The 12,541-nt window shown below is 68.5% G+C and carries 12 protein-coding genes and 1 pseudogene; 6 read left to right on the top strand and 7 right to left on the bottom strand.

The window, feature by feature from the left end:
- Nucleotides 1-94 precede the first annotated feature (94 nt).
- The 3 genes from HDC93_RS37120 to HDC93_RS37110 all read right to left on the bottom strand — a co-directional run bounded on the left by HDC93_RS37120 (nt 95) and on the right by HDC93_RS37110 (nt 2,576).
- Complete coding sequence (locus tag HDC93_RS37120; RefSeq protein ID WP_185015173.1) at nt 95-805, bottom strand: DUF4241 domain-containing protein; 711 nt, start codon at nt 803-805, stop codon at nt 95-97.
- Nucleotides 806-940: 135 nt separating this feature from the next.
- Nucleotides 941-1,306: a hypothetical protein gene (locus tag HDC93_RS37115; protein ID WP_185015172.1), complete on the bottom strand. Its 366-nt coding sequence runs from the start codon at nt 1,304-1,306 to the stop codon at nt 941-943.
- A gap of 13 nt (nt 1,307-1,319) precedes the next feature.
- Entirely contained in the window at nt 1,320-2,576 is a 1,257-nt protein-coding gene (locus HDC93_RS37110; RefSeq protein WP_185015171.1) for a helix-turn-helix transcriptional regulator, read from the bottom strand.
- 165 nt (nt 2,577-2,741) lie between these two features.
- Here HDC93_RS37110 and HDC93_RS37105 point away from each other — a divergent pair, with 165 nt between their 5' ends.
- The 3 genes from HDC93_RS37105 (at nt 2,742) to HDC93_RS37095 (ending at nt 6,135) form a co-directional block, all read left to right on the top strand.
- Nucleotides 2,742-3,113, top strand: a complete 372-nt coding sequence (locus HDC93_RS37105) for a hypothetical protein (RefSeq protein ID WP_185015170.1) — start codon at nt 2,742-2,744, stop codon at nt 3,111-3,113.
- Nucleotides 3,114-4,069: 956 nt separating this feature from the next.
- The gene (locus HDC93_RS37100; RefSeq protein WP_311774733.1) at nt 4,070-5,389 is read left to right on the top strand and encodes an asparagine synthase; all 1,320 of its coding nucleotides are present in this window, start codon (nt 4,070-4,072) and stop codon (nt 5,387-5,389) included.
- Nucleotides 5,386-6,135, top strand: coding sequence for a bifunctional 2-polyprenyl-6-hydroxyphenol methylase/3-demethylubiquinol 3-O-methyltransferase UbiG (locus HDC93_RS37095; protein WP_185015168.1), 750 nt, complete (start codon nt 5,386-5,388; stop codon nt 6,133-6,135). The genes HDC93_RS37100 and HDC93_RS37095 overlap by 4 nt, the downstream gene beginning before the upstream one ends.
- 104 nt (nt 6,136-6,239) lie before the next feature.
- Here the strand turns inward: HDC93_RS37095 and HDC93_RS37090 are convergent, their stop codons facing one another.
- The 4 genes from HDC93_RS37090 to HDC93_RS37075 all read right to left on the bottom strand — a co-directional run bounded on the left by HDC93_RS37090 (nt 6,240) and on the right by HDC93_RS37075 (nt 10,546).
- Nucleotides 6,240-7,916: a mobilization protein gene (locus HDC93_RS37090; protein ID WP_185015167.1), complete on the bottom strand. Its 1,677-nt coding sequence runs from the start codon at nt 7,914-7,916 to the stop codon at nt 6,240-6,242.
- A 4-nt stretch (nt 7,917-7,920) separates the two neighbouring features.
- Nucleotides 7,921-8,322 carry a plasmid mobilization protein gene (locus HDC93_RS37085; RefSeq protein WP_221517588.1) on the bottom strand — a complete coding sequence of 134 codons (402 nt, stop codon included), beginning with the start codon at nt 8,320-8,322 and terminating at the stop codon, nt 7,921-7,923.
- 705 nt (nt 8,323-9,027) lie between these two features.
- A complete protein-coding gene (locus tag HDC93_RS37080; protein ID WP_185015165.1) occupies nt 9,028-9,717 on the bottom strand; it encodes a hypothetical protein in 690 nt (229 codons plus the stop codon).
- A 7-nt stretch (nt 9,718-9,724) separates the two neighbouring features.
- Nucleotides 9,725-10,546: a helix-turn-helix domain-containing protein gene (locus tag HDC93_RS37075; RefSeq protein WP_185015164.1), complete on the bottom strand. Its 822-nt coding sequence runs from the start codon at nt 10,544-10,546 to the stop codon at nt 9,725-9,727.
- Nucleotides 10,547-11,016: 470 nt separating this feature from the next.
- On the opposite strand from HDC93_RS37075, the gene HDC93_RS37070 reads away from it, so the two are divergent.
- The 3 genes and pseudogenes from HDC93_RS37070 to HDC93_RS37060 all read left to right on the top strand — a co-directional run.
- Complete coding sequence (locus HDC93_RS37070; protein ID WP_185015163.1) at nt 11,017-11,274, top strand: helix-turn-helix domain-containing protein; 258 nt, start codon at nt 11,017-11,019, stop codon at nt 11,272-11,274.
- A 135-nt stretch (nt 11,275-11,409) separates the two neighbouring features.
- Nucleotides 11,410-11,622, top strand: coding sequence for a helix-turn-helix domain-containing protein (locus HDC93_RS37065; RefSeq protein WP_185015162.1), 213 nt, complete (start codon nt 11,410-11,412; stop codon nt 11,620-11,622).
- Nucleotides 11,622-12,446: pseudogene (locus HDC93_RS37060) on the top strand (tyrosine-type recombinase/integrase); the annotation flags it as partial. The gene HDC93_RS37065 and the pseudogene HDC93_RS37060, both read left to right, overlap by 1 nt.
- Nucleotides 12,447-12,541: the final 95 nt, after the last annotated feature.

Below are 12,541 nucleotides of genomic sequence, written 5' to 3'. Positions count from 1 at the left end.
ACGGACGAACCACGCCCATCTCTCCCGCCGCCAACCGGAGTTCATGCCCACCCAGCCCGAACTAAACGATCACGTTCGGAAAGCGGATGGCGTCTTACGCCAGCCAAGACAGATACGGGGCGACGGCTACGGTCGCCACCTCACCGGCTGCCGTGCGCCCCATCCATACGGCCGTCACGCCTTCCTCGGCGGGGCAGGTGAGTAGATCCGCCTGACTGGCATGGTGGGTGACCATCTCAAACTCGCCAGAGCGCACCTTCTTGGTCTCACGGTCGATGGCGACCCCAGGAAGCTGCTCGTGTCTCTCCCAAAACTGTCGGAAGGGCTCGGTGAGGGCCTGCCAACTGCAAGCGTCAGCGAAAGCCCCCATCGCTGTGTCCGTCTCGAACCCGATCTCATCGCCAGAGACGAGCTGCTCAACGTCTTCGTCCACACCGAGAGTCATCTCCCACACGGATACCGGTTCGTTCCGTACGAGCAGACGCAATGCCGCGCACTCCCGGCCGTCGAAGGACTCCCCCATGAATTCGTAAGGTGCCTCGACCCAGGATGCTTCCACGCCGTAGGTTCCCGGAGGTATCCGCTCTGCCAACTCGCGACCGGGCCGACCCTCCGGCCAGGGAGAGTCCACCATGAGCCGGCCACTGGGCAGGCGGATCGAGGCGACGACACTCACCTCCACCACATCAACGGGCCGGAGTGCGTCGCTGGAGCGCATACCCAACCGTTTCCCCATGGCAAAGACGGCCTCCAGAAGCGCGGACCACTCCGGACTGGCATTCGCTACTTTGCTCGCGTCCTGCATAGATCCCCTACCGACAACCATGGTCAACCCGAGACCGCCTCAACAGCGCCAAAGCCCGACATGGCTCATCGGCTATGCACCAGTTGCTTGCGGCTGCAGGAGAGAAGCGGACCGCTGACCAGTGCTCTGAAATGATCAGCTGGTGGCTTCTTCGATCGCTTCGAAGATGTCCGCGTCGGTCTCCTTCTGCCAGTCGGGCAGGTCGGGCCAGTCGGCGACGTAGCCGGGCTTGGGGTTCTCGAAGTGCCGGTACATCTGGGCGGTCCAGCAAGTGGCGACGAAGCGGCTCTTCTGCTCGCGGGAGAGGCGGGTGGCGTGGCGGTCGCTGAGGTCGAGGAACTGTCGCACCTGGTCGTAGACGGCGCCGGCGGCTTGGCGCTCCCAGTCAGGGGTGTCTTCCCAGGGGGTGACGTAGCCGGGCTTCGGCTCGCCGGGGAAGTGCTTGTGTACGCCGGTGATCCAAGCCTCGCGGAACAGTCGTGCGCCCTCGGTCTGCGACATGCCTTCCCTCTCGTCACGTCGTGTTCAGTGCGTCGATCTCGGCGCCCAGCTCGACCACACGAGCATCGCGGGCGAGGGGACCGAGGTCGTTTAGCAGCCTCTGGAGTCTACGGGTGACGTAGCCAGAGGAGGTTTCTCGGGCGAGCTGGAGTGCCTCGCGGCCGTAGGTGAGGACCTGGTCCGGATCGTGGCGCTTGGCGCCGATGGATGCGAGGTCGGTGAGTACAGCGCCACGGCGCCGGAAGGAGTGGCCGGACGCGAGGATGTCCTGGCTGAGGGCGGTGGCGAGGGCCTTCTCTGCAAGGTCGAGGCGCTCGAGCTGGAGGTAGCGGGCGCCGCGCTCCTCGGCGAGACGGGAGCCGTCGAACCTCAGCCAGCCGTCGTTGTGGATCGGTCCGGTCATATCGGTCACCTTCTCCGCTTCGTCCAGTGCGCGCTCGCAGGCGGGGAGGTCACCGAGGCCGGCGTATGCCTCGGCCTGGACGGAGGCAATCCAGTAGCGGGTGGACAGCGAGCTGTCCCCGCGCCGGGCCACCCTCTCGGCGGCTGAGAGAGTGCCGGCGGCGTCGGCAAAGCGCTGCTCGTAGAGGTCGACGTATGCGTGCCGCACCAGCGAGCATGCCCACAGGTCATAGGACTTGGCTTCCTTGCTGGCGGAAGCGGCGAGCGTGTAGGAGGCGGCAGCGTCGGTATAGCGGTTGCCGTCGAAGGCCAGTTCGCCGGCGAGCTGGAAGAGGTCGCCGGCCGCGCTGCACAGGGCCTGTGTCTCGACCTGTGGTTGGCCGTCGAGGGTGTCGTTGAGTGCGGTGAGCTGGTCGCGGACGATGGGATATACGGAGCCTTTGGCGCGAGCGAGTTGATAGACCTGCCAGAGGTGACCGTTCATGCGCAGGAAGTCACCGGACGTCCCCCGTTGCGCAGCTTCGGTGAGTGATTCGCTCTCGTCGTCGGGCAGGGCCACCAGGGCGCTGGTGACGGCTATGGCGCGCAGAAACTGGCGTCGGATCATGTCGTCGAGGTCCCCTGAGCCGTGGTGGTCGCGAGACGGCGACCCTGTTGACTCCGGACGGGCTGCTTGTGGCTGTCCCACCAGGGCGTCGAGTTCGTCAAGGTCGAGGTGCAGCAGCTCGGCCAGTCGCGGCCGAAGTGGCGGCTGCGGCGTGGTTTCGCGAGTCTCCCAGCGCCCGACCGTACGTCGGTCCACGCCGAGGGCGTGCGCGAGCCCTTCTTGACTGTAGCCCAGCGCCCTGCGCCGCTCCGCAAGCCCCATACCGCCCCCTTTCCACGCTTCGACTCGTGTCTACCCTGGCGGCGCCCGTCTGTCCCAGGACTGTCCCAGGACCGCCTCATGGATGCCGTGGTCTGCGCCAACGCCTGCCGGTTTCCTGGATGTTGTCAGTCACGACAACGGGCGACATCGGAAAAGGGTGCGGACATGGGCACGCAGAGCGCCACGACGAATGAGTCGGCGGAGACCCCGATAGCCCTGGACGCGGTCGACGAGTCCGTGGAGACGGCGCTCGCCGTCGGACTGGCTATGCCCGAGCGTTCGGTGATCGACGCGACGACCCGGGACTTGATCGGTCACCTGAGGGTGCTGATGGCCGAGGATCTCGGATTCGACGTGGACCCGGCGGTACAAGCGCTGTTCCGGGAGGGCTACCGGGTCCTTGACCTCACGCGTCGGCCCTCCGCGGAGTCGACCCAGTTCAGCGCGTACCAGTACATGCGCGAAGTCGGCCTGCTGACCAGGCGCTTCGCTGACGTCTACCGCGAGACACAAGTAAAAGAGGAAGCCGATGGCTAGCGAAGCCCCTACCGATCTGCCAGTGCGCCGGCCTGGAGCGACCCTGCCCGATCAGGAGCAGGCACGGCGCCTCTTCATCAGCCCGCCCGGCCTCGCACCCATCGTCTCGCAACCCAAGAAGGCCCGCAGCGAGCCGTGAGGAACCAGCTCACGGCACAAGCCGTCTACATCGTCTCGGTCCTCGCGCTCGGTGGCTCGATCGCCTTGGCTGTCTCGCGGGGATGGTGAGCCGGATGTGCAACAGACGCGGTGCCCCCTACGGCTGGCGGCAGTGGCTGCTGTCAGCCCTGATCATCGCCTCTACGACGCCCGTGGCCTGGGCCTTCTGGTACTCCGCCCCCGACTGACCACCCCCGTGCCCGTTCAACGGGCACTCACCAACCCCCGCTCTGGCTGTGCGAGCCCCCAGGAAGACCCGGTTCCCCACTGGGGCGGGGGCTCAGAGTTCTCCCCCTCGGCCAGAGCGGGACCCCACCACGCGCCGGCCTGCTGGTGCCGTGACAGCAGCACCACCAATGAACCCCCGTCCCAGTCGCCCGATTGCCGGCGGCCGGGACGGGTCCAGGGCTCCGCGGCTTGCGGGGCTCCTCCACCCACTCCGCAGGAGAGGAACAGCCATGGACATCGACGAACTGTTCACCGGCGACCTGATTACCGGCGTCCCCAGCATGGACGCGGCGCTGCTCGACAAGATGCCGGGCGGCGGCGACAACAACGGCGACCACTGCAGCTGATCTGCCCATGAACGCGGCGGAGCAGGCTGGCGCCCTGCTCCGCCGCCCCATTGGAAATGGAGAAATGGCGTGCTCTCGTTTCGTGTGCGGCTGGCAGACACCCGGGGCATGGGCTGGTGTTGGGACACGGACCGTTGGATGCAGGGTGAGAGCTGGATCAGGCCCGCTCACGCGGGGGTCCTCAATGCAGAACTCGTGCCGGGGCAGGGAGCCGGCGTTTGTGTGCTGGTACGGGAAGACAAGGGCGGGCAAGCGGACTACACGTCACTGCTCGTACGCCCGGGCGAGATCCAGGTCTCGGCCGGCGTGTTCGGGACCGCGCCGCTCTACCTCGTATCGGTAGGACAAGACCTCTACGGCTCCTGGGATTTGGCCGATCTCCGGCCTCACCTGCGGCCCGATCGTCTCAACCCACGCGTCGTCGCACGCACCTTGAGCCGACAGCACCGATACAGCAGCGACACCCTCTTCGACGGGGTACACCGGCTCACGGAACGGGCGACAGCCGTCTTCACGACCAGAGGGCTCACCATCGCCCACCCCGAGCCCGCCCGGCACGTGCTGGAACCCCGAAGCCTGCGCGCCGGAGTGGATCCCGTAGACATGTTCGATGCGCTGCTGACCGAGATCGTGGCCGAGTGGCGTTCTACGGCGGACTGCGTCGCCATCGAGGTATCCGGCGGCGCCGACTCGGGCAACGTCGCACTCTCAACTGCCGTAGTCGGCTTCGGCTCCGTGCACACCTTCGGGCTGCTCATGGGCGGCCGGATAGGCCGGCTACAGCGTGATCGGCGCGGTGCACTGGTGGACCACTTGGGACTACGGGACACCGCCGTCCCGGCCATGCAGCATCCGCCGTTCGTGCCGGGTGGAGTACGGGAGCGCAGACTGCCGCACGACCCGGCAGGAGCCTTCTACCAGGAGGCGTTCGACGTCGTCCGCGGGCACGTGGCCGCCTGCGGCAGTGAAGTGATCTTCACGGGAGGCGGTGGGGACGAGGTCAACGCCCACCACTCGCGTACGAACGCCGAACTGCCCGCGGTCGAAGCCGTGCCATGGCTAGGGGAAGAGGCCACCAAGGCCCTGGCCCAGGTGAACGAGAACCTCGCCCCCGCCCCCGTTCTCCCCGTGCCCACGCTCATGGCCTTCGGACTGCACAACCCGGCCTACCTGAAGCTCGGCATCTGGCCGGTAGCCCCGCTGGCCCACCCTCGGATGGTCCGGTTCATGGAACAACTGCCCCACGAGCACAAGCGCGGCAAGGCTATGTTCCGCGACCGGCTGCGGCGCGCGGGATTGCCGGAGTCCGTCGCGGCCCCCACCGAGCCGGAGAACTTCCTCGCGGTCATGGAGTCGGGCCTGCGCACCTACGGACTTCCGCTCCTGGACGACATGCTCCACGACTCGCTGCTGGTCGACCTCGGCTACGTTGATCCCGAAGCCCTTGTCCGGGCCCGCGACCACGCAGAACGCGCCGCCGTGGTGCCCGACCTGCTGTGCGACACACTGGCCCTGGAAGTCGGACTGCGGAGCCTTGCATGAGCAGCCTGCACACCTCAGAACCGGATCACTTGGAAGCATCGAACCTCTTCTACCGGGACCCTGAGCTGTACGACACCGTGCAGGCCGACAGCGACAGCGTCCGCATTTGCCGACAGCTCATCGACCGTCACCGCCCGGACGCGCGATCTTTGCTGGACTTCGGCTGCGGCACAGGCAGGGACCTGGAACTGCTGGCACAGCACTACGACTGCATCGGGGTGGATCTCCAGCCCCGCCTGGTCGACTACGCACATCGGACGCGGCCTGAGCTCGATGTGCGGACGGGCGACATGCGCACCGTCCGGCTCGGCCGCACCGCTGACGTCTTGGCCTGCCTGGGCAACTCGCTCGCCTACGTGCACGACAACCAAGGCATCCAGTCGGTGTTCCGAACTTTCGCTGCACATGCCCGCCCAGGGACGCTTCTCGTCCTCTGCTGCCCGGTAGCCCCCACCGAGAGTCCCGGACCACAGCAGGTCAGTGTTGAGACCCGACTGGGCACCGCCAGCGTAACCATCAACTACGAGTGGGACCTGCGGGCACAGATCAACACAGTGCGTCGCCGCTGGGTGCTGGGTACGGGCGAGGAAGCCCACGACGTGATCCGCCGACGTGTCTTGGCGCCGCGCGAATTGGATCTGTACACCACACTTGCCGGCTTCGATGTCGTCGAGATGACCGACGGTTCCGGACGTGGCACCCTGACCGGCCCGGGCGCATACACCGTTGCCCGGTACCGGAGCTGATCCAGCCCCCATCCACTGAGGATCAGAGGGCCGGGGGCATGGACGTTCCTTGTGCGGTGTCGCGCGACCAGCGTCGGTGATGGTGGCGGTCGGAGTAGGGGCGATCAGTGCCGCCGTGTCTGAGGTTCCTGTGGATGCGGAACAGTGGCGAACACGGCGATGTGGCGCGCGTTGGCTGCTTGGGCTCGTGGGCCCGGTGCGTGTCTTTCGCCGAGGCGGCGGATACGCCAGGTCAGTGCGCGGGCGGGACTGTGGGCGTCGTCCAGCGAGCGGCGGCCGAGGGCCCGGTCGAGGAGCGTGGTCGCGTTGTGCCCAGCTGCTTCGGCCTCGGCGAGCGCCGCGGCGAGGGCGTCCCAAGCGGGGTCGGACAGGACACGTTCGGCGTGCTGCGGGACTGCCTCTCGGAGGTGGTGGGCGTAGCGGCGTCTGGTCTGCGGGGTGGGTGTGCGGCTGGCGAGGTCGGCCAAGACCGGTTCGGAGATCCGCGCGTATGCAACCTGCAGGTGGATGATGGCCTGCTCGGCTGCTGCCTGCTGCTGGGCGTGATGGCGGATGCGGTGCCAGTGCATCGCGTAGGCGACCGCGGTGAGCGCGACATCCAGCAGCATCGCCACCCCCGCCCCGTCCCCATGACCTGCGGGGTCCTTCCAGATGGCATGGACACTGCGCCGCAGGACGCGTGCGCTGGCGTGGTCGGCGGCGATGCGGGAGCGGGTAGCGCGCTCGAACGCTACGGCGGCGCGTTCGAGTTCGGCCCGCGCTTCGGCGGGAGCGGTGAGTGGGAGCAGGTCGAGTGCTCCGCCAAGGGCGGCCAGTTGGCCTTGGGCGGCTTCGGCGTTGCTGCGGGCGAGGTGGTGAGGGATGCGTTCGGTGGCAGCGGCGGCCTGGTGCCAGGGGCTGGTCCCGCGGACGCTCACGGGCTCGGGGCTGGTGGTGGCGAGGCGCTGGCGGATCTGGGGCAGGGAGAGGTCGGGTGCGAGGGTGGAGCCCGCGTAGAACACCGGCTCGTCCACGTCGTTGGTGTCGCCGACCAGGGCGAAGTTGCAGCCGAGCGCGTCGCCGGACGGGCCCAGCTTGAGGCGCACGTTCACACCCATAGCGTCCAGCAGGGCGAGGAACTCGTCCTCGCCGGCCGCAGCGGCGACGGCGCGGCGGACCCGCAGGCGCAGGACGTCGCGGGAGGTGGCGTCCTGGCCCAAGCGCTTGGCCTTGAAGTGCTCCTTGCTGGTGTGGCGCTTGGCTGCGGTTCCGTCGCCTGGCTTCAACCGCCTCAGCCCGTAGTCGACTTCGATCTGGCGGGCTTCGCGCTGGACGGCGCGCTGGTCGTAATCGCGCTGGGGGCGACGACCGTCCTGGCGGACGAGGGTCGCGGCGATGTGGATGTGGTCGTCGGCGTGGCGGACAGCTACCCAGCGGCACGCGTTCTCGTCCCCGTCGGGGGCGATGCCCGCGGCGGCCACGATCCGGCGGGCGATGGTGGCCCACTGGTCGTCGGTGAGGATCGGGTCTTCGGGCGCGGCCCGGACGGGGCAGTGCCACACGGTGTACTGGGGTGCCTTGTCGCCCAGCATCTTCACGGGCTGGTCGAGCTGTACGGCGAGCTGGGCCTCCACTTTCTTGGGGGCGCGGTGAGGGCTGCGGCCGGGGTCCGGAGCGAAGCCGTTCCAGGAGGCCATCAGGTGCGGGTCGACATGTTCGTTCGCCCGGCCCTTTCCGAAGAGGTAGCCGATGGTGCGGCGCGTGGCCTGTGGCCCCTTACCGAGGATGATCTTCGGGATCAATGGCTCACCGCCCCTCTGTGATCTGGGCGATGGCGGTGTCCAGATCAGCGATGGACGCCTCGACGCGGTCCAGGAGCCGTTGCACTGTGTCGGGGTGAGGCCAGGCGCCGTCGCTGTTGAGATGCCGGGTGAGCTGATTGAGGTTGTTGCCGACCTTGCCGAGCTGCCCGTTGGCGGCCATCAGGGTCTTCACCATGGCGCGGTAGTCGGCTACGGCTGCGGTGGGGTCATCGGCGCGGGCGGCAGCGAGCGCGCACTCGGCGACGTAGCCTCCGGGCTTCATACGGCTGAGGGCGGCGGCTTTCTTCACGAGAGCGATCTCGGCGTAGTTGTAGCGGGGATGGACGCGGTGCTCGCGCAGCTGCTTGTCACGCAGACGGCGACGTGGCGCACGCTGCTGCGGCAAGTTCGACGACGGCTCGGTACCCCCTCCCTCGGCCGGCTCCCCTGGGCCGGCCGACCCCGGTGCCCCTGCGCCGGGCACCTCCGCACCCTCCGGGGCGGGGGCCGGGTAAGGACTCCTTACCCGACAACTTGCTGCGCGGTTGTCTGGGGTGATGGGTGTCTCCTGCCAGTTGGTGTGTTCGTGGCGTCGGTCGTGCACGTGTGCTTCTCCGGTCGTGTGGTCGGTAGGGGGCTGAGCCGTCGAGCGATGAAATGAGGCCAGTAGCCGGGGCGATTCAACGGTTGTGTGAGCTGCGGCAGGCGCCATCAGGCCGGGGCTGCCGTTGTGAGGACAGCAAGGGCGGCCGGCCCCCTAAGTGCTGTGCTGCACGGTCCCCAGACGTTTGGGGACCGTGATGCGACGCTCATCGGGGACGGTCCCGCTGACACGCCGTCACGGGGACCGTCCCGGTGCCACCGCACGGTCCCGGTCCCCCTGGGGACCGAAGGCCGCTGCGGGGGACGGTCCCGTCTTGGGGCCGCTCTGGGGACCGGCACGAAAGGCCACCTGAGCTGCGATTTCAGTGAGGACCGGTCCCCGAAAGCGGTCAGCACGGTCCCCGGGACACGGTCGCTGAAGGGTTCCTCGGGACCGTGAACGACACGTCGTCCGGGACCGACGGTCGACTTCCCACGACACTGCCGCGAGGAGCGAAGCCGTTCGACGTCACGCAGCTCGGCGTCGGTCCCGCCGGGCAGCGGCGCGTTCGACGCGCGACGGGTGGGGAGTCACACGTACAGCATTGCCCCGCGTGGCTCCATCAAGGCTCGCTTTGCGTCGACGGCATGGGGAGCCCACGGGTGCGTGGCACCAGTCGCACCGGACATCGAGCGCATCGGGGATGCCCTCGGCGACGGCGGCCTCGCGTGCGGCGCGGGTCGGACGGTAGCGGGCCAGCTCGGCGCGGACGGCCGGCGGGATGCACGACCCGGCCTCGCGTACGCGCTCTTCGACGTCCCGAGGTCGGTCACCGTTGGAGATCTGCCGGTGCGTCGAAGAGGCGGCCATGCCGGCGGCGACAGCCTCCCGAGAGCGAAGCAGTTCGGCGCGCCAGGCGACGGGATCGTCGGGATCGGCGGTTGGGGCGGGGTCGGTGTGCCGGTCGAGGCGGTCGCGTCGGTGGGCGCGCCATCTGCGGGCGATGTCCACGGGCAGGATCGGGTACGGCGAGTCGAGGACATGGGACCGTATCGCCTCGCGGACGTCCCAGCCGTGGCCGGTGGCGAAGGGCACGTCGTCGAGCAGCTCCTGCCACTGGTCGATCTGGTCTCGGGCTTCGCCCGTGCCGGTGCGGACGGTGCGGGGATCGAGGCGCCCGATGAAGGCGAGTACAGCGGCGGCTTCACGTCGGTCCAAAGACGGGTTACTCCGTTCCGGTCGGTTCGTCGAGGGCGGCGAGCAGGGCGGCCATGTGCGCCTCGGAGCGCGTCATGCCGGTGGCTGCGGCGGTGGGGTTTCCACCGGGCAGGGCGTAGAGGTTGGGGCGGCCGGGGGAGGGGGTGTGTTCCCGGGCGATCCACGCGCGCCAGTCAGCGGCCCACGCGGCGGCGGTGCGCGGTGCCCACGAGCTCCGGTAGGTGCGCCACTTCCCGTCGGCGGTGTGCAGGGCGTGCTCGCCGAGTCGGTCGAGGTGGCCGTGCTGCCGGAGCCATGCGCGGGCGTCGTCGTCGATCTGCCACTCGGTGGCGGAGAGGAGCGGGGCAGAGCTGCTGCTCTTACCGTTCACCTTCGGTTCTCTACTGTTCTGGGGGTCGGAATCCGCACCCCCAGAGGGTCGGAATGTGACCCCCCTGGGGGCCGGATTCCGTTCCCCGGTGTCGGATTCCGATCCCTCCTCGAAGGGCTCAGCAGGGTCGGATTCCGACCCCCCGAGGGCCGGGATCCGGTCCCCCTCCGTTGCCTGTTCGGCGAGAAACCGGGCGGCGACCGGGAGGCAGTAGTACGTCTCTCCCCGCGGCCCCTTGCGGTCGGCGAGCGTCACCAGCTCGCCGCTGGCGATCAACTTGGCCAGCGCGTCGCGCACGGCAGTGCGGGAGGCGTTGGCGCGTTTCATGAGGGCGGGCACGGACGCGTACGCGACGCAGTACCGGTCGCGGCACCGGTCGGCGATCAGGGCGAGAACCATGCGGGCGGTGCCCTTGCTGCGACTGTGCTCCCACACCCATTCGCGGGCGTCGTAGCTCATCGGGTGGCGGCTCCTAGGTCAGGACGGGGTGCGGTCGGCCCCTGTCGGGCGATGCACGGGAAGGGGGGCTCACAGCCCGGTGCCGAGGGCACGGGGGAGCCGGTGGCGTATAGCCAAGACAGCCACATCAATGCCGCACGAGTCCAGCATTCCGCCGGGAATTCAGACAGCTGACGGCGAACGCGTGCCGCGTGGCATCACCAAAACGATAAACCCAGATCGCCGGTTGCAGAAATAATGCACCGTCAGACGGAGCCAGAAGGATCACATGAGGACCCCGTTGACTCCTCCTGAGGCGGCAAGCTACAACACAACACCCCACGTCAGAGCGCCACCCGTGGAGTGGTGGCGGCAACGCCTACCGGAGCCCCATGACCCACCGCGAAGGCACTTCTGTCCGTCCGCGCGACGGAACATAGCCGACGATCGCCGGTTAACCAAACCGGCAAATGGAAGCTACAAATGGAGCCATGGCAGCACGATCCCTGGAAATAGGGCCGGCCGGAATGCGGGCCGCCCGCACCATCGAAATACTCCGCACCGAACGCGGCCTCGCTCAGCGCGAACTGGCCGCCCGCGTCACCGCCATCGGCCGCCCGATGACCAACACGATGCTGTCCCGCATCGAACGCGCCCAACGCCGCTGCGACATCGACGACCTCGTCGTCCTCGCGCAAGCCCTACGAATCTCGCCCCTGGCTCTCCTCCTGGAGACCCCCGCCGAATAGCGAAGTCTCCCGTTGAGTGGCCTGCCATCTTGCCCCCGAGTAAGGATCCGTCGCCCTTGCACCGACCCGCAACGACCGTTGCCCTTTCCGGCTCCCAGCACATCGCCCGCGTCGCCGCCCAGGAGGGGATAGCGAATGCCTGACCGCCTCCTGACCGTGGCCGAGGCCGGCGACATGCTCGGCACCGGCGAACGCTTCGTCCGCCGCCTCATCGCCGAGCGCCGCATCCGATACGTCAAACTCGGCCGCCCCGTCCGTATCCCCGAGAGCGCGATCACCGAGTACGTCGAGGCGCGCACGGTCGAGCCTGCCCGCCGCACCCGTGTCCGCTACGGAAGGGCAGCTTGATGGCAGGACGCAAGCCCCAGCGGCGACGTGAGTTCGGCACGGTACGCAAGCTCGCCTCCGGCCGCTGGCAGGCCCGCTACCTCGGCCCGGACGGGCAGCGGCACAAGGCACCGGAGACATTCGAGACCAGGTCTGACGCCCAGGACTGGCTCAACCTCACCCGCGCCGACATCGAGCGCAACCACTGGCGGGACCCGGACGCCGGTGCAGTGAACTTTGAGAAGTACGCCTTGCGTTGGATGGAGGAGCGGGGACTGGCCCCGACCACGCTCGACCGCTACGACGGCCTGCTGCGCCTCCACATCCTGCCGACCTTCGGCGGCAAGGACCTGGACGAGATAACCCCGCCCTCCATCCGCACCTGGCGGGCCGAACGCCTGAAGGCGACCGGCGCCACCACCGTCGCCAAGTCGTACCGCCTGCTGAAGGCCATCCTCCAGACGGCAGTCGACGACGACCTCCTGCGCACCAACCCGTGCCGCATCAAAGGCGCGGGCAAGGAGGAGGCCGACGAACGCCCCACCGCCACCATCGAGCAGGTCTTCGACCTCGCCGAAGCCATGGGCCCGCGCTGGCGCCTGATGGTCCTGCTGGGCGCCTTCGCCTCCCTCCGCCCGGAGGAACTGGCCGAGCTACGCCGGCACAGTGTCGATCTCGACGAATGCTCCCTGCGCGTCACGCAAGCGTCCCCCGAGCTGACGAACGGACGGCGGGTCACCGGCGACCCCAAGTCCCGCGCGGGCAAGCGCACCGTGTATCTGCCCGATTTCCTGCTTCCGGAGCTCCGCCGCCACCTGCAGTGGTTTGCCGAGAAGGAACGGGATTGACCTTCCCCTCGTAGCGTAGAGACCGTGACTGCAGGGGAAGTTGGGAGTCATGGCGGGCAAGAGACGGAAGTTCGACGCGGAGTTCCGCGCGG

The sequence above is a fragment of the Streptomyces sp. AK010 genome, assembly GCF_014207295.1.
GTDB lineage: Bacteria > Actinomycetota > Actinomycetes > Streptomycetales > Streptomycetaceae > Streptomyces > Streptomyces massasporeus.
The sequence above is the reverse complement of the archived record's forward strand: the minus strand, read 5'-3'. Positions and strand labels throughout refer to the sequence as shown.